The organism is Congregibacter sp. (assembly GCF_965662665.1).
GTDB lineage: Bacteria > Pseudomonadota > Gammaproteobacteria > Pseudomonadales > Halieaceae > Congregibacter.
Window position 1 is genome coordinate 112,749 of the sequence record NZ_CBFIIF010000006.1, and the last position, 18,918, is coordinate 131,666.

Annotated in this window: 24 protein-coding genes and 1 tRNA gene; 11 read left to right on the plus strand and 14 right to left on the minus strand. The window is 55.7% G+C overall.

The features are described from left to right. Positions 1 to 20: 20 nt before the first annotated feature. Genes hisF through hisB form a run of 4 tightly spaced genes read right to left on the minus strand, consistent with a single transcriptional unit; the run spans position 21 to position 2,822 of the window. The gene (gene hisF / locus ACTG39_RS04360; RefSeq protein WP_439106307.1) at positions 21 to 794 is read right to left on the minus strand and encodes an imidazole glycerol phosphate synthase subunit HisF; all 774 of its coding nucleotides are present in this window, start codon (positions 792 to 794) and stop codon (positions 21 to 23) included. Further along, entirely contained in the window at positions 794 to 1,531 is a 738-nt protein-coding gene (gene hisA / locus ACTG39_RS04365; protein ID WP_439106308.1) for a 1-(5-phosphoribosyl)-5-[(5-phosphoribosylamino)methylideneamino]imidazole-4-carboxamide isomerase, read from the minus strand. Before hisA ends, hisF begins: the two co-directional genes overlap by 1 nt. After that, a complete protein-coding gene (gene hisH / locus ACTG39_RS04370) occupies positions 1,525 to 2,190 on the minus strand; it encodes an imidazole glycerol phosphate synthase subunit HisH (protein ID WP_439106309.1) in 666 nt (221 codons plus the stop codon). Before hisH ends, hisA begins: the two co-directional genes overlap by 7 nt. Positions 2,191 to 2,228: 38 nt before the next feature. Beyond that, positions 2,229 to 2,822, minus strand: coding sequence for an imidazoleglycerol-phosphate dehydratase HisB (gene hisB, locus ACTG39_RS04375; protein ID WP_439106310.1), 594 nt, complete (start codon positions 2,820 to 2,822; stop codon positions 2,229 to 2,231). Positions 2,823 to 2,968: 146 nt separating this feature from the next. On the opposite strand from hisB, the gene mutY reads away from it, so the two are divergent. After that, the gene (mutY, locus tag ACTG39_RS04380) at positions 2,969 to 4,045 is read left to right on the plus strand and encodes an A/G-specific adenine glycosylase (RefSeq protein ID WP_439106311.1); all 1,077 of its coding nucleotides are present in this window, start codon (positions 2,969 to 2,971) and stop codon (positions 4,043 to 4,045) included. Then, a complete protein-coding gene (locus tag ACTG39_RS04385) occupies positions 4,042 to 4,314 on the plus strand; it encodes an oxidative damage protection protein (protein ID WP_405273691.1) in 273 nt (90 codons plus the stop codon). Before mutY ends, ACTG39_RS04385 begins: the two co-directional genes overlap by 4 nt. A gap of 10 nt (positions 4,315 to 4,324) precedes the next feature. Here ACTG39_RS04385 and ACTG39_RS04390 read toward each other — a convergent pair whose 3' ends face one another. After that, on the minus strand, positions 4,325 to 5,191 hold the full coding sequence (locus ACTG39_RS04390) for an SDR family oxidoreductase (RefSeq protein ID WP_439106312.1): 867 nt from the start codon (positions 5,189 to 5,191) through the stop codon (positions 4,325 to 4,327). Between the two features lie 142 nt (positions 5,192 to 5,333). On the opposite strand from ACTG39_RS04390, the gene ACTG39_RS04395 reads away from it, so the two are divergent. The 3 genes from ACTG39_RS04395 (at position 5,334) to ACTG39_RS04405 (ending at position 6,046) form a co-directional block, all read left to right on the plus strand. Continuing rightward, complete coding sequence (locus tag ACTG39_RS04395) at positions 5,334 to 5,546, plus strand: hypothetical protein (protein ID WP_439106313.1); 213 nt, start codon at positions 5,334 to 5,336, stop codon at positions 5,544 to 5,546. A gap of 21 nt (positions 5,547 to 5,567) precedes the next feature. Continuing rightward, a complete protein-coding gene (locus tag ACTG39_RS04400; protein ID WP_439106314.1) occupies positions 5,568 to 5,888 on the plus strand; it encodes an LEA type 2 family protein in 321 nt (106 codons plus the stop codon). A gap of 82 nt (positions 5,889 to 5,970) precedes the next feature. Further along, positions 5,971 to 6,046, plus strand: a tRNA-Phe gene (locus tag ACTG39_RS04405). Positions 6,047 to 6,071: 25 nt separating this feature from the next. On the opposite strand, the gene ACTG39_RS04410 is transcribed toward ACTG39_RS04405, so the two are convergent. Then, positions 6,072 to 6,836 carry an SDR family oxidoreductase gene (locus ACTG39_RS04410; protein ID WP_439106315.1) on the minus strand — a complete coding sequence of 255 codons (765 nt, stop codon included), beginning with the start codon at positions 6,834 to 6,836 and terminating at the stop codon, positions 6,072 to 6,074. A gap of 100 nt (positions 6,837 to 6,936) precedes the next feature. Between ACTG39_RS04410 and ACTG39_RS04415 the strand changes: the two genes are divergently transcribed. After that, positions 6,937 to 7,209 carry a TMEM165/GDT1 family protein gene (locus ACTG39_RS04415; protein WP_439106316.1) on the plus strand — a complete coding sequence of 91 codons (273 nt, stop codon included), beginning with the start codon at positions 6,937 to 6,939 and terminating at the stop codon, positions 7,207 to 7,209. 109 nt (positions 7,210 to 7,318) lie between these two features. Here the strand turns inward: ACTG39_RS04415 and ACTG39_RS04420 are convergent, their stop codons facing one another. Beyond that, positions 7,319 to 7,939 carry an NUDIX hydrolase gene (locus ACTG39_RS04420; protein WP_439106317.1) on the minus strand — a complete coding sequence of 207 codons (621 nt, stop codon included), beginning with the start codon at positions 7,937 to 7,939 and terminating at the stop codon, positions 7,319 to 7,321. A 160-nt stretch (positions 7,940 to 8,099) separates the two neighbouring features. On the opposite strand from ACTG39_RS04420, the gene ACTG39_RS04425 reads away from it, so the two are divergent. Beyond that, entirely contained in the window at positions 8,100 to 9,914 is a 1,815-nt protein-coding gene (locus ACTG39_RS04425) for a gamma-glutamyltransferase family protein (RefSeq protein WP_439106318.1), read from the plus strand. Between the two features lie 12 nt (positions 9,915 to 9,926). On the opposite strand, the gene ACTG39_RS04430 is transcribed toward ACTG39_RS04425, so the two are convergent. The 3 genes from ACTG39_RS04430 to speB all read right to left on the minus strand — a co-directional run bounded on the left by ACTG39_RS04430 (position 9,927) and on the right by speB (position 11,621). Continuing rightward, on the minus strand, positions 9,927 to 10,196 hold the full coding sequence (locus ACTG39_RS04430; protein WP_439106320.1) for a TIGR03643 family protein: 270 nt from the start codon (positions 10,194 to 10,196) through the stop codon (positions 9,927 to 9,929). Continuing rightward, complete coding sequence (locus ACTG39_RS04435) at positions 10,196 to 10,591, minus strand: STAS/SEC14 domain-containing protein (RefSeq protein WP_439106321.1); 396 nt, start codon at positions 10,589 to 10,591, stop codon at positions 10,196 to 10,198. The genes ACTG39_RS04430 and ACTG39_RS04435 overlap by 1 nt, the downstream gene beginning before the upstream one ends. Positions 10,592 to 10,676: 85 nt before the next feature. Beyond that, a complete protein-coding gene (speB, locus tag ACTG39_RS04440) occupies positions 10,677 to 11,621 on the minus strand; it encodes an agmatinase (RefSeq protein WP_439106322.1) in 945 nt (314 codons plus the stop codon). Positions 11,622 to 11,774: 153 nt separating this feature from the next. Here speB and ACTG39_RS04445 point away from each other — a divergent pair, with 153 nt between their 5' ends. Both ACTG39_RS04445 and ACTG39_RS04450 read left to right on the plus strand, forming a co-directional pair. Next, positions 11,775 to 12,200 carry an ion channel gene (locus tag ACTG39_RS04445; RefSeq protein ID WP_439106323.1) on the plus strand — a complete coding sequence of 142 codons (426 nt, stop codon included), beginning with the start codon at positions 11,775 to 11,777 and terminating at the stop codon, positions 12,198 to 12,200. Between the two features lie 12 nt (positions 12,201 to 12,212). Further along, the gene (locus ACTG39_RS04450) at positions 12,213 to 12,713 is read left to right on the plus strand and encodes a GNAT family N-acetyltransferase (protein ID WP_439106324.1); all 501 of its coding nucleotides are present in this window, start codon (positions 12,213 to 12,215) and stop codon (positions 12,711 to 12,713) included. A 12-nt stretch (positions 12,714 to 12,725) separates the two neighbouring features. Here the strand turns inward: ACTG39_RS04450 and ACTG39_RS04455 are convergent, their stop codons facing one another. Further along, positions 12,726 to 12,965, minus strand: coding sequence for a DUF1653 domain-containing protein (locus tag ACTG39_RS04455; RefSeq protein WP_439106325.1), 240 nt, complete (start codon positions 12,963 to 12,965; stop codon positions 12,726 to 12,728). Positions 12,966 to 13,062: 97 nt separating this feature from the next. Here ACTG39_RS04455 and ACTG39_RS04460 point away from each other — a divergent pair, with 97 nt between their 5' ends. Together ACTG39_RS04460 and ACTG39_RS04465 are read left to right on the plus strand one after the other, a co-directional pair. Beyond that, complete coding sequence (locus ACTG39_RS04460) at positions 13,063 to 14,163, plus strand: sensor histidine kinase (RefSeq protein WP_439106326.1); 1,101 nt, start codon at positions 13,063 to 13,065, stop codon at positions 14,161 to 14,163. A gap of 33 nt (positions 14,164 to 14,196) precedes the next feature. Beyond that, the gene (locus tag ACTG39_RS04465) at positions 14,197 to 15,009 is read left to right on the plus strand and encodes a LytR/AlgR family response regulator transcription factor (RefSeq protein WP_439106327.1); all 813 of its coding nucleotides are present in this window, start codon (positions 14,197 to 14,199) and stop codon (positions 15,007 to 15,009) included. Here ACTG39_RS04465 and selD read toward each other — a convergent pair. From selD to ACTG39_RS04480, 3 genes are all read right to left on the minus strand, one after another. Beyond that, entirely contained in the window at positions 15,002 to 17,197 is a 2,196-nt protein-coding gene (selD, locus tag ACTG39_RS04470) for a selenide, water dikinase SelD (protein WP_439106328.1), read from the minus strand. The two genes, ACTG39_RS04465 and selD, sit on opposite strands and share 8 nt — an antisense overlap. Further along, positions 17,187 to 18,287 carry a tRNA 2-selenouridine(34) synthase MnmH gene (gene mnmH / locus ACTG39_RS04475; RefSeq protein ID WP_439106329.1) on the minus strand — a complete coding sequence of 367 codons (1,101 nt, stop codon included), beginning with the start codon at positions 18,285 to 18,287 and terminating at the stop codon, positions 17,187 to 17,189. Before mnmH ends, selD begins: the two co-directional genes overlap by 11 nt. A 3-nt stretch (positions 18,288 to 18,290) precedes the next feature. Further along, on the minus strand, positions 18,291 to 18,918 hold a 628-nt coding region (locus ACTG39_RS04480; RefSeq protein WP_439106330.1), incomplete at its 5' end, for a recombination-associated protein RdgC.

The window sequence follows — 18,918 nt, forward strand, 5'->3', positions numbered from 1 at the left end:
AGCAAGACCCTGGGCCGAAGTTAGCGGCGCACCTCTATGCCTGCCTCGGCCATATAGTCCTTCGCCTGACCCACGGTGAACTCCCCAAAATGAAAGATACTCGCCGCAAGAACCGCGTCAGCACCGCCCTTATTCACGCCATCAACCAGATGCTCAAGGGTACCTACACCACCTGAAGCAATGACTGGAATATCAACGGCGTCGGTGATCGCACGCGTAACACCCAGCTCAAAGCCGTCACGGGTGCCGTCACGATCCATGCTCGTAAGGAGAATCTCGCCCGCGCCGAGCTCAGCCATACGCTGCGCCCATTCCACAGCATTGATCCCTGTGGGTTTGCGCCCACCATGGGTAAAAATCTCGTAGCGGGGCTTTCCGTTCACGTCATCTACCCGCTTTGCATCGATAGCCACCACAATGCACTGGGCACCAAATCGCTCGGAGGCGCGACGTACAAGATCAGGATCATGAATGGCCGCGGTATTGATACTTACCTTGTCAGCACCCGCGTTGAGCATGCTACGAATATCTTCGACACTGCGAATACCACCACCTACGGTAAGCGGTATAAACACTTCCCGGGCGATTGCTTCTACCATGTGAACCGTCGTGTCGCGGTCTTCGTGGCTGGCGGTGATATCCAGGAAAGTGATTTCGTCCGCGCCTTGCTCGTTATAGCGCGCTGCAATTTCGACGGGGTCGCCGGCATCACGGATATCGACAAAGTTCACGCCCTTAACGACACGGCCATTGTCCACATCCAGGCAGGGGATGATGCGCCTTGCAAGACCCATCAGGCAGCATTCTCGTCGCAGTATTGCTGCGCTTCTGCAAGATCAAGGCTGCCTTCGTAAATGGCTCTCCCCGTAATCGCCCCGGTAATGCCGGCACTGTTGAGCGCTGCCAGCGCGCGTATATCGCGCATATTGGTAATTCCACCCGATGCAATGATAGGGATACCTCCCGCCTGCGCCATGTCCAGCGTGGCCTCAACGTTTACGCCCTGCATCATGCCGTCACGGGCAATATCCGTATAGACGATGGCACTGACGCCATTATCGGCAAAGCGCCTTGCAAGATCCGTAGCCTGCAGCGCAGAAACCTCGGCCCATCCATCGGTAGCGACGCGACCATCTCGAGCATCCACGCCGACGATAATCTTGCCCGGGAACGCCCCACAGGCTTCAGCTACAAAGGTCGGTTGCTTCACGGCTTGGGTGCCAATGATTACGTAGCTAACGCCCGCATTCAGATAAAACTCGATGGTCTCAAGATCACGGATACCACCGCCAATCTGAATAGGCAGCTCTGGAAACTCTTTGGCAATCGCAGTCACGGCATCGCCATTAACGGGTGTACCGGCGAAAGCGCCATTTAGATCTACAAGATGCAACCGTCGGCATCCCTCATCCACCCAGCGCTGCGCAGTAGCAACGGGATTGTCAGAGAACACCGTGCTGTCATCCATCTCGCCCTGACGAAGACGAACACACTGCCCATCCTTAAGATCAATTGCCGGAATAATCAGCATGTTCCATCCCAGTTCAAAAAGTTACTCAACAACTGCAGTCCTGCCCGGTGGCTCTTCTCAGGGTGAAACTGCACGGTAAACAGGTTGTCCCGCGCCAACGCCGCATCGGCTTTGACACCGTAGTCCACACTGCCGGCCAGCAGCGAGCGATCACTCGCATCCACGTAATAGCTGTGCACAAAGTAAAAACGCTCACCGTCGGCTATGTTTTGCCACAGCGGGTGAGGCCGCTCCTGATGAACACGGTTCCAACCCATATGCGGGACCTTGAGTCGCCCCCCGTCCTGATCCTGAAGCGGTGCGCCAAAATGACGAACCTGCCCCTCGAGTAAGCCCAGACAGTCAACGCCGCCGTTCTCCTCTGAGTGCTGCATAAGAGCCTGCATACCAACGCATATCGCTAGCACCGGCTTGTGCTGCTCGCGAAGCGCCGTATCCAGCAGATCGTCACAGTGCAAACGTCTTATCTCGGACATGCAGTCACGGATCGCCCCCACTCCGGGGAAAACCACCCTGTCAGCGCTACGAATCAAATCGGCGTCGTGAGTCACGATCACTTCATCAGCACCGGCATGGAGCAGAGCACTCTCCACGGAGTGCAGATTGCCCATGCCGTAGTCAATGACAGCTACGCTATTGTTTTTGGAAGAGCCGTTCACAGTCGTCTCCGGAACGTGTTCTGCAGAAAACCCCCGGCTTAGAGGACGCCCTTAGTTGATGGCGTCACGCCAGCCATAGCCGGGTCTGCGCTGAGCGCCATGCGCAATGCACGACCAAAAGCCTTAAACACCGTCTCAACCTGGTGATGGCTGTTATCTCCGCGGAGATTATCGACGTGCAGGGTTACGAGGGCGTGATTAACAAAACCCTGGAAAAATTCGTAAAACAGATCCACGTCGAAGTTGCCCACGGCCGCACGGGTAAACGGCACATGAAACTCCAGACCCGGCCGACCCGAAAAGTCGATCACAACACGCGACAAAGCCTCATCCAAAGGAACATAGGCGTGCCCGTAACGCTGTATACCCTTGCGCTCGCCTACCGCCTTGGTAAAAGCCTGGCCCAGGGTAATACCGATGTCCTCCACCGTGTGGTGAGCGTCGATATGCAGGTCGCCATTCGCTTTGATCGCTAAATCCATCATGCCGTGGCGCGCAATCTGATCGAGCATATGCTCGAGGAAGGGCAGCCCGGTATCAAACTCGGCTTTACCACTACCATCCAGATTCACGGTCACGGTGATCTGAGTTTCCAGCGTATCGCGGCTTACTGTAGCGCTACGTTCTGACATGTCTTTTCTCCAGCTCGCGATGTCTATCGCGAAGTTCATCGCGATGAGCGTCCTGATAACGACCGCGAAAGCGCGCCATTATAGGGGAGCAAGCGCATCGATTCATTGGCAATTCTGCCGCTGCAAGGATAGTCTCGCGACCGTTTATGGATGACTTCGCAAAACGCCTCTTAGCCTGGTACGACGATCATGGCCGCCACGACCTGCCCTGGCAGCGCGACGCCACGCCCTATCACGTGTGGCTCTCGGAAATTATGCTGCAGCAGACTCAGGTTGCTACGGTCATTCCTTACTACGAGCGCTTCACGGCGAATTTTCCCAGTATTCAGGCTCTCGCCGCTACCGACATCGATCAGGTACTCCATCACTGGAGTGGACTGGGATACTACGCTCGGGCCCGCAACCTGCATAAGGCCGCAAATATCGTAGTGGACGAGTTTGCCGGCAGTTTTCCCGCTGATATCGACGCACTACAAAGTTTACCGGGAGTAGGGCGCTCCACCGCCGGCGCAATTCTATCCACGGCGCTCGGCGGCAGGGCGGCGATTCTCGATGGCAATGTAAAACGGGTCCTCGCCAGATTTCATGCGGTAGAAGGCTGGCCAGGCAAGGCAGCCGTGATCTCAAAGCTCTGGGAGTTGGCAGAGCAGCACACACCTGAGTCGCGAGTCGCCGACTACACCCAGGGCATCATGGATTTAGGGGCGACACTTTGCACGCGATCAAAACCTGAGTGCCATCGTTGTCCTCAGGCAGGCGGCTGTCTCGCTTTAGAGCTAGAACGCCAGAGCGATTTCCCGGGCAAAAAACCCAAAAAGTTGATACCCACACGGCAAACAAGTTTTGTCATGGCCCATACTCCGGACGGAGAGCTGTTACTGGAGCGTCGGCAATCAGCGGGTATTTGGGGAGGCCTCTGGTGTTTTCCTGAGGTTAGTGATGCTGCTGCTGCAATCCAGTTTTGCGAGGAGTCTCTGGCCGTTGAAGTACTCGGTACAAGGTCGTTGCCATCGCTCCGGCACAGTTTCAGCCACTATCATCTTGAGATAAGCCCCTTACTCCTTACACTGTCGAAAACGCCGACGCTAATCCGCGAAGGTCAGGAACTGCGATGCTGGCCCGCTCAAGGCTCACCCGCAGTAGGCCTGGCCGCACCGGTGAAGCGCCTCTGGGACGAGGCAGTGCGGGCCATTAATGATTCAGAAAGGGAAGACAAGCCATGAGCAGACAGGTGTTTTGTCGCAAACATCAAAAAGAAATGCCGGGGCTGGATGCGCCTCCGTACCCAGGCCCCAAAGGGCAAGACATCTTTGAGAACGTTTGCAAACAGGCCTGGGAAGAATGGCAGGCCCATCAGACCATGCTGATTAACGAAAAGCAGCTAAGTCTTATCGACCCCGAAGCCCGCAAGTATCTGCAGCAGGAGATGGACAAGTTTTTCGCTGGTGAAGATTACGACAAAGCCGAGGGCTACGTGCCCCCGGAGTCATAAATCGCCGCATCTAGTACATCGTCAGCGTTTTAGTCGGCAGGCTATCGACTACGTCGTCGGGTACAAAAAAGTCTCGAAATAGCTCCTCGCCCGGCGCAACCGCATACTGATCAAAGTCCGTGACACCCGCGTCGCGGAGCAGCACTTCATCAATAAAGAAGTTGCCTGTGCATTCGGTCGATGGCCGCGTAAGAATTTCATAAGCGGCGTCCGCCATGATCGCAACCGTACGGCTACCTTTGCTCACCGAATCTCCGCCAAGAACATTGCGCACCGCCGCAGTATCAATAGCTGTCAACGGCCACAAAGAATTCACTGCGATAGCATCACCTGCGAGTTCTTTGCTCATACCCAAAGTACACAGGCTCATACCCATCTTGGCGATGGTGTAAGCCACGTGAGGCGCAAACCACTTAGCGTCCATATCCAGCGGCGGCGCTAAGTTGAGGATGTGGCCGCCATCAGACTTCTGCAGGTGAGGGATACAAATCTTGGAGGTTAAAAAGGTACCTCGCGTGTTGACCTCGTTCATAAGGTCATAGCGCTTCATTTCGGTGCCCAAGGTAGGTGTGGGGCTAATCGCACTCGCATTATTGATGCAGATATCGATGCCGCCGAAAGTCTCTACGGTTTTGTCGACAGCTGCCTGAACCTGGTCCTCAAATCGAATATCGCAAACCAGCGCTAGTGCTTTGCCGCCGGCCTCTTCAATCTCTTCAGCGGCGGTGTAAATAGTGCCTGGCAGCTTGGGGTGGGGCTCAGTTGTCTTGGCAGCAATGGCGACGTTTGCGCCATCGGCAGCGGCGCGCTTGGCGATAGCAAGGCCAATACCCCGACTCGCGCCCGTGATGAAGATGGTTTTATTCTTAAGACTCATAGGAACTCCGTTTACTGTTGATTCAACCATGCTTTACGCGATGATTTAGCTCCGCGCCACACTATTGCAAAAGATGATGCGATAAAAGACATTGTGTGTACGGACTTACGGTCTTCTGGGTTCCTTTTAAATGAGATTTTTTATGACTACGCCGAAGCATCCACGTCATCCGCGCTGCGATGGTAAACCCGGCCTGGTGAATCTTTTACTGGCACCGGTTCGCGGGTCTTTGCATGCACTGCGTTGGTTTACTGCTGCACTACTGATATCTCTCGCGGGCTGTGCCAGCATGGGGGCGCTGGACTTCGACGAACCCGAGGTTGAATTACTGGGTCTGGAGCCCCTGCCAAGCTAGGGCCTGGAGGCAAGATTCCTTGTGAAGCTGCGCATCGTCAACCCAAGTTCCATAGCTCTGGATATCGACGGCATCGCCTATGACGTGTCTATCCGTGGCTCAAAGGTGCTATCAGGGGTGAGTAATGATGCAATCAGTGTGGGCGCCTACAGCGAGAGCGTTGCGGAGCTCGAGGTCGCTGAGGGTATGTTTGGCTCGCTGGCGCTGGTGCGGGATCTTATGTCGAACCCTATCGAAGGCGGCTTACCCTACAAACTGAACGCCAAGTTGTCGCGCTCCGGGATTGGAGGAGCGATTCGCGTGAGTAAAGAAGGGACTATAGATTTGAACGCCCGCCCTTGACTGTAAGCGGACCGATAGGTTTAATACGCGGCCCTTGCGTAGAGGACGCGTCCAGCGGTCTCAGATTGACGCAAAGGTTTGTGCCCGGATAGCTCAGTCGGTAGAGCAGGGGATTGAAAATCCCCGTGTCGGCAGTTCGATTCTGTCTCCGGGCACCATTTCCTTTCGTTCTGATTCATGCGATCACGTCGCTACAAAACCGCCATCAACGGCCAGACATTGGCCCGTTACAAACGACGCGGCATCCGAGCACAACCACAACACCGATTCAGCAACCTCCTCCGCACGACCGAAGCGACGCAGGGGATATTGAGCGCGAACGATATCTTGGAGCTTTTCGTTGTCGCCCATGGAGCGCTCCGCCATGTCGGTTTCGATGATGCCGGGGCAAACCGCGTTTACGCGAATACCCGCGCGACCGTATTCAATAGCAGCTGCTTTTGTTAAGCCCACTACGCCGTGCTTACTGGCAAAGTAAGCTGCGCCAAAAGTACCTCCTATCAGACCAGCGATAGAGGCGGTGTTAACAATACTGCCACTGCCACGCTCCTGCATATGCAGAAGCTGGTACTTCATGCAAAGAAACACGCTCTTCAGATTGACATCCATGACGCGATCCCAGGTCTCTTCAGAGGCTTCAGTGATTGGGACGGCAACATCGCCCTCGATGCCCGCGTTGTTAAACGCACAATCGAGTTGCCCATAGGCCGCAATGCACTCATCAACCATGGCTTTGACGTCCGCGGCTTTGGATACGTCCGCCTGTACAAAATGTGCCTCGCCGCCTACACTCCTGATGGCATCGACTGTTTCGCTACCGCCCGCGGGATCTACATCCGACACGACAAGCCTGGCGCCTTCTCGTGCAAAGGCGAGGCACGCCGCTCTGCCTATCCCCGCGCCGCCGCCCGTAACAAGAACCACTTTATTGATCATTCTGCCGGACATTTTCCTTCCTTATTTTGGCTCTAAATAGATAATACTTAGTGTAACGAATCAACGCAGCTGACAATCAGCTGCCTGCTCGAATGCTGCCTGGACAATCATCATGGACTGGAAAATCTTTCTAACGGTGCTCGCTTCGGTGTTTGTCGCTGAACTTGGAGACAAAACTCAGCTCGCCACCATGCTGTTTGCCGCAGACAAAGAGGTCAGCAAGTGGACAGTGTTCTTCGCTGCGTCGGCAGCCCTAATATTAGCCTCCGCTATGGGGGTGCTCGCGGGGAGTCTTTTGTCTGCCTATATCAACGAGAAGGTTTTGCACTACGTGGCAGGTATGGGCTTTATCATCATTGGTGCATTGACACTTTATAAAGCCTGAAACAGCTTGGCGACACGCTCTTTGTCCTCCACCGAAGATGCTCGGGATCTCGCGGAGCAACGCGAAAGCCAACTGGAAGCTTTTGAGTAAGCGCCTTGTCCTGAGATTGCTATCGCCAGGCAAACAGCGGCTGATCGAAGTGAGCGACCCGCGTTTGGCGGCCAAACATAGCCACCTCCCGAAACTGATACAGCATCGCGCCTGTGGGTGCGTATATGCAGTCATCATGAAAGTTCATAGACAAGACCTCGCCATCACTCTCTTCGATTTTCTGCAGGTTCGGTGAATCATCCCGGGCCAGCTCTTTGAACGAGAAGGGCTTAAGCAACTCCACCTCGTCGGGGTTGGGCGTAAGCTCCCGCCAATCTTTATCTGTCCACACCACAACTGGCGTAATGACATAACCGGATCGTGTCGCGTAGTCATCAAGTACACCGAGCACATCATCAGGGCTGGCAGATAACCCCACTTCTTCGTCCAATTCGCGAAGCGCGCCCTCAACGGCGGTCTCACCCTGATCCCGACGGCCTCCCGGCAGCGCCCACTGCCTGGAATGGGCGCGCAGGGAAGCACTCCGACGGGTCACAATGATCGCGGAGCGGGTCTCGTCGCGACAAACGGTGAGTGTTACCGCAGCTGAGCGGCGACGCTCCAGCGCCATCTCCCGGTGCACAAATGTGTTCAAGTGCCTTTGAAGATAGTCGCGGAGCTGCTGGTTGTGACGAAACATATCCAGGGGAGGTGCCTGCTGTTCTTAAAAGTTGCGCTCTATCATCGGTGGGGGCAGACTCTAGCGCAAGCATCACCTGCTCGGTGATTAAGCTTTCAAAGCAGCGATGAAAGTATCGCTGGTATGGAAGTGTCGCTGGCTGTCAAAGGAACCGGATTCCATGATCAAACTTTCGCTACTAACTCTGTCCTTGAGCATCGCCTTTGCGACTTCCGCGCAGGCGCAGTCGACGCATCCCTTCGGTATCCCCCAAAGCGGCAATGACAAACCCTCTGCAAGCATTACGGCAATGCCGGGATCGAGAGCACAGGGTTGGCTTGCTCAGGGGCGCTCAGAATTGCTTGCGCGCCATGGCGTCGTGGCAAGCAGCGACCCCTTGGCCTCGGAGGCCGGGCTAGAAATTTTGCGCGCTGGCGGTAACGCTGTCGATGCAATCGTGGCGGCGGCCGCGGTTCTGGACGTCACATCACAGAACGACACGGGTATTGGCGGTGACCTGTTTGCCCTGATCTGGAGCGCCGCCGACAAAAAACTCTACGGCCTCAATTCGGCAGGCTGGTCGCCAGAAGCCTGGACGCTTGAGTACTTTACCGAGACCTTGGGACTAACGGAGATGCCCGACTTCGGTGTTAATGCATCCACGGTGCCCGGTGCAATCTCTGGCTACGCAGCCATGCTCGACCGCTTTGGCACCCTCGGCTTTGAGGAGACCTTCGAGCGCGCGGCAACGCTGGCGGAAGAGGGCTGGGGGCAGGCGGAGCGGCGCCACGCCGATCTGGTTCGGGTTCAGGACAGGGTTCGTGAGGACGAGGACTCGGCTGCAACCTTCCTGAAGGACGGAGAGGTTCCGCCGCTCTACAGCATCATCAGCAATCCCGACCTGGCGTCTGCTCTACGCTTGATTCAGCGCGATGGCCGGGACGCCTTTTATAAAGGTGCCATTGCGGACGCCATCGTCAATAAGGTGCAGGCCAATGGCGGCGTCATGACCCACGCGGATCTTGCCGAGTACCAATCAGAGTGGATCGAACCGGTCACCACCAACTATCACGGCTACGATGTTTTTCAGCTCCCGCCTCCCGGCCAAGGCTTTGCGGCACTGCATATGCTCAATATTCTTGAAGTCTGCGCGCCCGTACATGGCGTTGATCTTGCCGCGCTGGGCCCCAGTAATCCCGACTATTGGCACTTTATGGTTGAAGCGAAGAAGCTCGCCTACTCAGATCTCTATGCCTACAACGGCGATCCGCTTTTTGTCGACGTCCCCATTAACAAGCTGCTGGATAAAGACTACGCCGCAGGACTCTGCGACCGCATAGATATGAATGTGGCGTCCCTGCCATCCGTAGAAGGCGGTCTGAAAGGCGGCACCGTTTACCTGAACGCCGCCGATCGCTGGGGCAATATGGTAAGTCTTGTACACAGCGTGTATGACGTTTACGGATCCGGTGTAACCGTACCGCCTTACGGCATGATTTTGCACAATCGCGGCAACCCCTTCAGCCTCGAAGCGGGCCACCCCAACGTTGTGGCGCCGCGAAAGCGGCCCTTTCATTCCATCATTGCCGGATTTGTTATGCGCGACGGTGAGCCTCTCATGGCCTTCGGCAATATGGGCGGCGCAGTACAACCAGAAACTCACGCTCAACACATCGTCAACATGGTGGACCACGGCATGAATGTGCAGATGACCACGGATGCCGCACGCTTTACGCACCGTCAACGGTCAAACGTTCTTGCTATGGAGGAAGCGCTTGCGAATCTCGTAGGCCCGGCCCTTCGCGCCAAAGGCCATAATGTACTTCCCGTAAACGGCGGCGCTGTGGGCGGTTATCAGGGAATTTTGTTTACCCGGGATCCAGAGCTACCGCTGCCGGTCTACAACCGTAAGAGCATCGAGGAAGACCACCCGGTCAACGGGGTGTACCGCGCAGGCTCAGACCACCGCAAGGACGGCCAAGCCGTGGGTTGGTGACTTTGACAGTCGCTATCGCGACATCTCGCGGCTTTGCACAAACCGCTTCCGGTGCTTGGTCACCTGACCGCTCGCGCGCTTGCGCCAGCGCCGAAAGCTCGACGGCTTGAGCTCTCTGCGCATTATCCTGATAACCGCTTGTTCGTCGAGACCCGTACGCTCGCGAATCTCATCAAAGCTCACGCGATCGGCCCAGGCGGCCCATATCACCCAGTCGCTGGAGTCTGCGGAAGGTTCGGGCTTTCGCGTGAGAGTAACCGGCCTGTCACCAACGCGTGCCATTAAGCGACCTGAGGCGATGAACCCGGGTCATCGCCATACGCCAAAAAGTTAAATGCGCGATCCCGTTCATCGGTGCCGAATACACGCATATCAATACTCCTAAACACCTTGTCCTCCCAGGCAATAAGACGCTGTGCCCATTGCTTATCAGTCACCACGGCAATGCGCTTGAACTGCGAGATGCCAAATTCGGACAAGAACTTCATCTTGCCCATGATGGCGTCGAATTCCACGCCGTCGAAGCTCTCAATCTCCTGATACACCGAAACCTCACTGTGTATCTGAATCTTGTTACGCACGGCGTCCAGTGCCAGGTTCATATCTTCTTCTGTGACTTTGCCGACGATACGCCAGGCCACGGCATCTTCGATATCTGTTTGAATCATCTCAAGCATTGCAAGTTACCTCTCTGTCTATGCAAACTCCGGTATTTATTACTCCAAGCTTAGACCATGTAAGGCTAAATCAGGGGCCAATATTTCAGGCGCTTCGCGCCGAGTAGATACACAGCATGTTCAGCGCCAAGGTAGCACCCGCAAGTGCCGTAATTTCTGAGACATCGTACGCAGGTGCGACCTCAACCAGATCCATTCCAACGAGGTTCAGTCCCTCAAGGCCCCTAAGAATACGCAAGGCTTGTTGGGTCGAAAGGCCTCCCACCACCGGTGTGCCAGTACCCGGCGCATAGGAAGGATCCAGACAGTCGATATCAAAAGTGAGATAGCAGGGCTTGTTGCCCACGGTTTCTCGAATCTTCGCTATCGCTTGATCCGCAGTGTGATCATGAACCCAATCCGCGTCATAAACGTTGTACCCGTGGGTATTGGAATTGTGGGTGCGCATGCCCAGCTGAATGGATCGTGCGGGATCAACAGTGCCATCCTGTGCCGCATGCCAAAACATTGTGCCGTGATCGATGCGCCCCGCGTCGTCTTCCCAGGTGTCGGAATGCGCGTCAAAGTGAATCAGCGACAAAGGGCCATGCTTTTCGGCACAGGCTTTGAGCATGGGGTAGGTAACGAAGTGATCGCCTCCCAATGCAAGTATTGCGGTATCCGTCGTAAGAATCTCGCGAGCCTGCGCCTCCAGTACCGCCGGGACCTCGGCTGGCAGCCCCGGATCAAAACCGAAGTCGCCGTAGTCCACAACCGACAGATGATCAAAGGGGTCGAAACCCCAACCGTTAACCGCGGTTTCCCACGACAAATTGCTCGAAATATTGCGAATGGCACGAGGTCCTAGGCGGGCTCCGGAGCGGTTAGTGGTCGCCAGGTCATAGGGGATACCCACTACAGCCACGTCGATGCCCTCGAGATCTCGAGTGTAGCGCCTTCGCATAAAGCTGGTTGCGCCTCCGTAGGACGGCTCGACGACCGTGCCACGATCACTCTTGCGCAAAAACGCCTGATCGGTCTCAAACTCCATAAAGCTCTCCTCAGCCATCCATTTTCAAGACATTGATAATAGCCGCGTCACAGCGGCAAAGGCACCAGCCACTTCCTTGCCTCTGAAAATCTCACATTTCACTGCCTTCAGCCACAGCGTAGAATGAACGCAGGTCCAGGCAAACGGTGTTCAATGCTCAAGGTCTTTCTCATTAACGGCGCAGTCATTGCGCTCGCCGTGGTTATTCACTACGAATTTCTCTACCAGTTCACCATGCTAATGCCACGACTGCGTATTCGTCATCGGTTTCGGATTCTCATGGGCGTGTTTGCGGCTCTCACGGCGCATGCACTTGAAGTCTGGATTTTCGCCACGGCCTACTACTACATGGACGAGGCAACCGACTGGGGGATACTGGAAGGCAATTACGATGGAACGCTATTTAGCAGCGTTTATTTTTCGTTCACGGCCTTTACAACCCTTGGTCTGGGTGACATCACCCCAACGGGTAATCTGCGCTACCTCGTAGGTCTCGAGTCCCTCACAGGATTTGTACTCATAACCTGGACCGCTTCGTTTTTATACCTGGAGATGACCCGCTACTGGGACAGAGAGTAATAGGGAGCTCACGTGCCAACACTCAATATTCGAGAAGCCACGCCAAATGATGCGGGCGTCATACTCCAGTTCATCACCGAACTGGCGATTTATGAGCGAGAGCCAGAGGCTGTGCTGGCAGACGAGACTCATATCCAAAGCACCCTGTTTTGTGATTCACCGAAAGCGTTTGCTTTGATCTGTGAACAGCTGAGCGACGATGGCTCGCCATCCTCGGCCATCGGATTTGCGATTTACTTCTTTAACTACTCAACCTGGCTAGGCAAGCACGGCCTCTATCTTGAGGATCTTTATGTCACTCCCGAGGCTCGGGGACTGGGCGCCGGTAAATCTCTGCTGAAACGTTTGGCACAGATCGCATTGGACAACGATTGCGGACGCTACGAGTGGAACGTGCTGCACTGGAACACTCCCGCAATCGAGTTCTATGAGGCCTGCGGCGCCAAGCCTCTTAGCGAATGGGTGGGCTACCGCATGGATCGTGAGGCTATTGAGGCATTTGTGAGCAGCTAGAAGAGCGAAAGCTCAATCGAGAACCTTATCACTGGCGTCCATAGGACCTACCCATGCAAAGCGCGGCCGCGATTCTCCTTCTACGATCACATCCTCCTTAAACATGTCCAGAGGTCGAACCCATAGGCCGTGATCGCCATATAGCGGCCGATACAAAGCCATGTACTCTTCCGTTTCGGAGTGCCTTGCCACCCCGATAAGCTCATAATCTGCGCCTTTGTAGTGCCGGTAGCGGCCGAGTTTGAGTGACATAAAAGCTCCGTAAACTGCGAAATCCTGCGTTAAACCGTCGCGATTATGCGACAAGCCACCAAAAAGACACACCGCAAGGGGCGTAAGGCTCCTTATAATGGCCACCATGCCCATAGACCGCGTCATAGAAGATAAAAAGCGGCTGTTCTGGCTCCTGCAACTCGGGGGTTGGAGCAGCTGGGCGGCTACCTTTTATCTGGGCATTCTGGTGTGGGGAGAGCTGCCGGACAACTTTTACCTTCTTTACTTGCCAATCATCGCCTCCATTGGCATGTGCATTACGCTGGCTTTACGCTGGATTTATCGCGTTACCTGGGAGCGTACTTTAGGCGTTAGGGCCTTCGCCATTCTCGGCGCCTCATATTGTGCCGGGGTGATTTGGGTACTGTGTCGTTCCGTGCTGTTTTCCAACTTGTTCCCCGAGGAGTTCGCCAAACTTAGCAAAGAAGGCCACGATACTCTCGCCGTGTATTTCAACAATTCTATTTCGGGCGTCTGGGTGATGCTGGTTTGGAGTGCGCTGTACTTTGGTATCAAGTACTACCTGCTCAGTCAGGAAGAAAAACAGCGCTACCTCAAAGCCATATCCATGGCCCACGAAGCACAGCTAAAAATGCTTCGCTACCAGCTCAATCCGCATTTTTTGTTTAACACCTTGAATGCTATCTCTACGCTTATTCTGGACAAGGACACGGAGCTGGCCAACAGCATGGTCATGAAGCTGTCGCGGTTCCTGCGCTATTCTCTGGACAACGACCCTATGCAGCAGATCACCGTTGCCGAAGAAGTAGAATCCCTGAAGCTCTATCTAGATATCGAAGAAGTGCGTTTTGGTGAGAGACTAACCCTGCACTTTGCCATCAGCGAGGATGCCCAGGCCGCCTTAATGCCGTCGCTACTGCTGCAACCTCTGGTAGAGAATTCGATTAAGTACGCAGTGTCGCGGTCAATCAACGGCGGCTCCATCGCCGTCTCTGCCAGCATCGAAGATGGCTGCCTGCAACTGATCGTTGCAGACGACGGACCGGGATTAGATCTTCGCCAGGGACGACTCCCCAAAGGTGGCGGTGTTGGCCTGGCTAACACTCGCGAGCGACTGACCCAGATTTACCGGGAGAAACAGAGCTTTCGACTAAGCTCAACAGAGCCTCACGGACTTACTATCACCATATGCATACCTGTCAGCTATGCTGAATAAGTGCACCGCTTACATGCCACCGAAGGAGGCAGCATGACCACCCTATCCGCAATCATTGTCGACGACGAACATCTGGCCCGCCGGGGGCTCTCTGTTCGATTGCAGCAATTACCCGAGGTAGATGTGATCGCAGAGTGCGGCAATGGACATGAGGCTCTTCAGGCCGTCGCTCAGCACAACCCGGATTTACTGTTTTTGGATATCCAAATGCCCGGCATGGATGGCTTTGAGGTGGTAGAAAAACTCCAGGGCGATGACATGCCCATGGTGATTTTTGTTACCGCCTATAACGAATATGCGGTGGATGCTTTTAAAGTGCATGCCATCGACTACGTACTCAAACCCATAGAGGACGATCGTCTACACGAAGCGGTGCAAAGAGCTCTGCAGCATCGCGACCAGGAAGCCAGCACCTCGGGCAAAGAAAAACTCGTTAAGTTGCTTATGAGTATGACGGGCGAAAGCGCGGCTGGCGTAGAGGCAATGGTCGAGGGTACAACGACCAACGGCGACAGCTGGCCCGAGAAAATCACGGTTAAGGATGGCAACGACATCCAGTTTATACGGGTAGCGGATATCGAATGGGTAGACGCGGCCGGTGACTACATGTGTATTCATGCCACGGGCAAAACGCACATTATGCGTATCACCATGAAGCAGCTTGAGGGCATGCTCAATCCCGTAGTTTTTTTACGAGTCCACCGCTCCACCATTGTTAACAACCGCTGCGTGACCGGAGCGCAAACGCTGACCAACGGCGAATACCTGCTCAATCTGGAGGGGGGGACACAGTTAAAAGTAAGTCGGAGCTACAAGGATCGCATCCGGGAGTTTCTGGTTAGCTGAGGCGTATCACTGGCGCATCGCGCGCCGTATCAAGTGTTTGAAGACTGCCAATCACCGCAGCGTCGACCTGCTGAGCACGCAGTGCCTCGCAGGCCGCATCCGCCCTATCCGCAGGCAGCGCTATCAACAGGCCACCACTGGTTTGCGGGTCAAACAAAAGCTCGGCTTGTAGCGGTGCACCTGGTGGGTTCATACAACGGTCTGCAATCGCCGCTCGGTTCGGCTCATGCAAGGTGCTGAAGATACCCGCTTCCATGGCATCCAATGCGCCGGGCATGACGAGAAGTTTGTCGATCTCGATATCCGCAGCAAGAACATCCCCGAGCATCTCGAGTAGATGCCCCGCTAAACCAAATCCCGTGACATCCGTCGCCGCAGTCGCCTGAAAGTCTCGCGCGACCGCCGCAGCCACGGCATTGCTCTGTTCCATGCCTGTTAACGCGGCCTCAACGTATCGGCCATCCATGCGACCCTGCATATACGCTGCAAACACCGCACCGCTACCCAGTGCTTTGGTGAGTATCAGCTTGTTCCCCGCCTGAGCACCGCGCTTGGCCAAAACGCTACTTCCCGGCGCCAACACGCCATTTACCGCAAAACCCAATTGCAGCTCAGGACCCTGCATGCTGTGGCCTCCCTGCAACTTGCAGGCGGACTCTTCAAACACCGACAGAGCTCCTTGCACGACGCTTTGCAGATCCCGACGCAACAGCGATGGTGCCGCAAAAGGCAGCGTTACCAGCGCCTGGGCAGAATGGGGCTGTGCTCCGCTGGCGTAAATATCAGACAGCGCATGCTGAGCGGCAATACGACCCATACGCCAGGGGTCATCCACCAGCCCCCGAAGCGCATCCACAGACTGGAGAATGGGCTGCGTTGTGTTTACGGGCGAAGCATCATCAAGACGGTCCGTCGGGAGCACAAGCCTTGGATATAAACCGCGCAGATCCTCAAGCACACCGTGCAACACGTCCCCGGAGACCTTGGCGCCGCAGCCACCACAGGGGGCTTGCTGGGACTGCCCGTTAACATCTTTCTCGGATCCCGAGCCGCTCATTGCCAGAGGTGGTAAGTCCCTAAAGCGCTCCATGAACTCTCTATCAATACGATTTTTCCAGCGCCACACCCAGGCCCCGCTCAGTGCGACTCCATTGCGCTGCGCAACGGCGCGTTTGGATCCCAGCGCCAGCATGGACAAAAATTCTCTTTGGGGTGTGTGCTCGCGCAAACTCTGGCCCACTGAAAAAGCCTGAAGATTGTCGGCGAGTACCGGCCCCTGACGTACTGCATACACTCCGGCTTTTGGTCGCGGATGCCTATATTGAGTTGCTACATCACCGGCCCCAAAAACGTTCTCATAGCTCGTACTTTGCAGAGTGTCCTCTACCTGCATAAAGCCACGCTCATCAACTGGGAGTCCACTGGCTTTAATCCACGGAGCTGCAGCGGCCCCGGTGCACCAGATCAAGCTGTCATAGCCTGCAGCGTCTGCAGACTCAAACAGCAGTTGGGAGTCTGTCACCTCCCTCACTCGGTGGCCACAGTGCAGGGCTACACCCAGCGCTGCACACTGCGCCTCTACCGCTCGTCGCGCGCCACGGCTGTAACCCGTCAATACCTCTTGTCCGCCGCAATACAGGGTAATCGCCGGCTTCTTCGCCCGGAGCCGGTGCGCAATAGCGAGCGCAATCTCTACACTGCCAGCACCTCCTCCCACAACTGCAATGCGGCGCTCGGCCAGATCGTCGGACTGAGATAGCGCCTCCCAGCGATTCCAAAGTTCTGCCACAGGTTTGACCGGTACCGCAAACTCACGCGCTCCGGGCACCGAATCCAGCTCAGGCTGGGAGCCGATATCAATGGAAAGGATGTCATAGCCAAGCTGGCCCCGCGCCTGACACTGGAGTTGCCGGCTATCGGGGTCCAGCGCTTCGACCGTATCTGCAAGAAAACGCACACCCGCCCAATGGCAGAGCCTTACAAGATCAATGTGTGTCTCTTCGAAGCTATAGTGACCCGCCAGCAGCCCCGGAAGCATGCCGGAGTATGGCGTGAAGGCCGCGGGAGAGATGAGTGTCACGCGCAAGCCCGAAGGGCGCGACATCGCTAGCTGCTTAAGCACCAATACATGACTATGGCCACCACCGACCAGAACCAGATCTTGTTTTGCAGGCTCTCTAGGCAGCATCGCATCGCTCTGTAAGAAACGCCTTTAGAGATTCCCGGTCGCCGCTGCAAAGCCTGCGGCCTTCGCGTTTGGACAACTGATAGTTGTACATAGGATCGTAGTAATCAGCGAGCATCGGCCGTATCCAATCGCGATGTCCCTCAGCACTCCCTGTTTGCTGCTGAAGATCGAAGGCGGACTCCATAAGCGTGGCTATGTGCTGATGGCGCTCGCCACCCAGGCGTTTGCGGGTCCGCTCAAGGTCGCCAAGGAGTCTCTCGCGGTGAACACCCGGCCCCGCATCGCCATGTGCCCGTCGGTAGCGTTCTCCTAAATCCAGGATGTAATCCTCGAGCACCACCTGAACGCGCTCCTCGATAGAGTACTCAAGAACCACCAGAGGCGCTTCGCTCATGCGTGCCCGAAGAGAAGCCGGAAGGGCAAGGCGGCCAATAAGCTGCCCCTCATCTTCGAGTATCACCGGCCCCTTACTCTGGGATAGTTTTAGCAGTGCAATAGCTACGGCGTTTTCAAAGTTAATCTGCGTGGGCTGCTCCTCGAGGAGTCGTCCAAAAGCGGAGCCACGATGACGGGCAAGACCCTCGAGATCGATAGAGCGCGGCAGCGCATTAATCAATCGGGTTTTACCGGTGCCCGTGGCACCGCCCACCAGAATGATGTCCGCTTCGTTCGCCAGGGTATCGAGAGTATCAATGAGAAAACGCCGCATGGCTTTGTAGCCACCGGTGATGCGCGGATAGTCCACACCGGACTCCGCAAGCCATTGTTGTACAAGCTGCGAGCGCAAGCCCCCGCGAAAACAGTAGAGATAACCGTTGGGATTGTCCTCGGCGAATTGTTGCCAGCTCGCCAGTCGTTGCTCACGCAGTTCCCCGGACACCAACTCATGCCCCAGGGTAATCGCAGCTTCCTGACCCTGATTCTTATAGCAAGTCCCCACCGCAGCGCGCTCCTCATCACTCATGAGGGGCAGGCTTTGCGCCGAGGGAAAAGCGCCCGCTAAAAACTCTACGGGTGCGCGGGTATCAAGCAGCGGGATATCTGCAAGAAATAGGCGGGCGTAATCCGATGTATCGACCCGCGAAGTCATCGCTTAGCCGTTGTCTTCGCCACCGAAGACTGTGATCAAACGATCCTGTATCGCCGTCAACGCTGGCGCCATCAACGCAAAGTCCGCGTCAAATCGGGCCAATCGATCTTCATCCATCAATTCATCGTTCTCCTTAACCAAGACATCGGAAAACTTGATCCGTCGCAGGCAAAGGTCATCACCCAGTACAAACTGCATCTGCTCGTTCCAGCCAAGGGCGAGACGCACGACCTGAGTGGTGCCTTGCAGATGCTGGCGAACTTCATCGCTGTACAGCTCGAGTCCTTTACAGCGTATCACCGCAGCCTGCTCACCCATATCACGAAGTTCACACTCTTCCCGAGCCTGAAAGTCCTCGGGCAGACTGGAGTTGGCCAGCCAGCTGGTCATGGCGGCGGCAGGTGCATGCGCCGTCTGCGGCAAGAGCACGGGAAAACTGCCAACGCACTCTCTTAATAGGTTTAGTGCTTCTTCGGCACGGGAAGCACTGGCCGAATCAACCAGCACCCAGCGGGCCTTGGGATCGATAATGAGGCGCAGCTCGGCATGGCGGCTAAAGGCACGGGGCATGCAGTCCTGCACAACCTCATCCTTGAGCGACAGCTTTTCTTTGCGGTAAACCTTGCGGCCC

Excerpts from the sequence above, each read along its gene's own strand:
- selD (WP_439106328.1), bottom strand. The coding sequence starts at position 17,197 with ATGCTGCCTAGAGAGCCTGCAAAACAAGATCTGGTTCTGGTCGGTGGT.
- ACTG39_RS04410 (WP_439106315.1), bottom strand. The coding sequence starts at position 6,836 with ATGTCCGGCAGAATGATCAATAAAGTGGTTCTTGTTACGGGCGGCGGC.
- ACTG39_RS04420 (WP_439106317.1), bottom strand. The coding sequence starts at position 7,939 with ATGTTTCGTCACAACCAGCAGCTCCGCGACTATCTTCAAAGGCACTTG.
- hisB (WP_439106310.1), bottom strand. The coding sequence starts at position 2,822 with ATGTCAGAACGTAGCGCTACAGTAAGCCGCGATACGCTGGAAACTCAG.
- ACTG39_RS04395 (WP_439106313.1), top strand. The coding sequence starts at position 5,334 with ATGACTACGCCGAAGCATCCACGTCATCCGCGCTGCGATGGTAAACCC.
- mutY (WP_439106311.1), top strand. The coding sequence starts at position 2,969 with ATGGATGACTTCGCAAAACGCCTCTTAGCCTGGTACGACGATCATGGC.
- ACTG39_RS04445 (WP_439106323.1), top strand. The coding sequence starts at position 11,775 with ATGCTCAAGGTCTTTCTCATTAACGGCGCAGTCATTGCGCTCGCCGTG.
- hisF (WP_439106307.1), bottom strand. The coding sequence starts at position 794 with ATGGGTCTTGCAAGGCGCATCATCCCCTGCCTGGATGTGGACAATGGC.
- ACTG39_RS04435 (WP_439106321.1), bottom strand. The coding sequence starts at position 10,591 with ATGCTTGAGATGATTCAAACAGATATCGAAGATGCCGTGGCCTGGCGT.
- ACTG39_RS04465 (WP_439106327.1), top strand. The coding sequence starts at position 14,197 with ATGACCACCCTATCCGCAATCATTGTCGACGACGAACATCTGGCCCGC.
- hisA (WP_439106308.1), bottom strand. The coding sequence starts at position 1,531 with ATGCTGATTATTCCGGCAATTGATCTTAAGGATGGGCAGTGTGTTCGT.
- mnmH (WP_439106329.1), bottom strand. The coding sequence starts at position 18,287 with ATGACTTCGCGGGTCGATACATCGGATTACGCCCGCCTATTTCTTGCA.
- ACTG39_RS04430 (WP_439106320.1), bottom strand. The coding sequence starts at position 10,196 with ATGGCACGCGTTGGTGACAGGCCGGTTACTCTCACGCGAAAGCCCGAA.
- ACTG39_RS04425 (WP_439106318.1), top strand. The coding sequence starts at position 8,100 with ATGATCAAACTTTCGCTACTAACTCTGTCCTTGAGCATCGCCTTTGCG.
- ACTG39_RS04455 (WP_439106325.1), bottom strand. The coding sequence starts at position 12,965 with ATGTCACTCAAACTCGGCCGCTACCGGCACTACAAAGGCGCAGATTAT.
- ACTG39_RS04460 (WP_439106326.1), top strand. The coding sequence starts at position 13,063 with ATGGCCACCATGCCCATAGACCGCGTCATAGAAGATAAAAAGCGGCTG.
- speB (WP_439106322.1), bottom strand. The coding sequence starts at position 11,621 with ATGGAGTTTGAGACCGATCAGGCGTTTTTGCGCAAGAGTGATCGTGGC.
- ACTG39_RS04415 (WP_439106316.1), top strand. The coding sequence starts at position 6,937 with ATGGACTGGAAAATCTTTCTAACGGTGCTCGCTTCGGTGTTTGTCGCT.
- ACTG39_RS04390 (WP_439106312.1), bottom strand. The coding sequence starts at position 5,191 with ATGAGTCTTAAGAATAAAACCATCTTCATCACGGGCGCGAGTCGGGGT.
- ACTG39_RS04385 (WP_405273691.1), top strand. The coding sequence starts at position 4,042 with ATGAGCAGACAGGTGTTTTGTCGCAAACATCAAAAAGAAATGCCGGGG.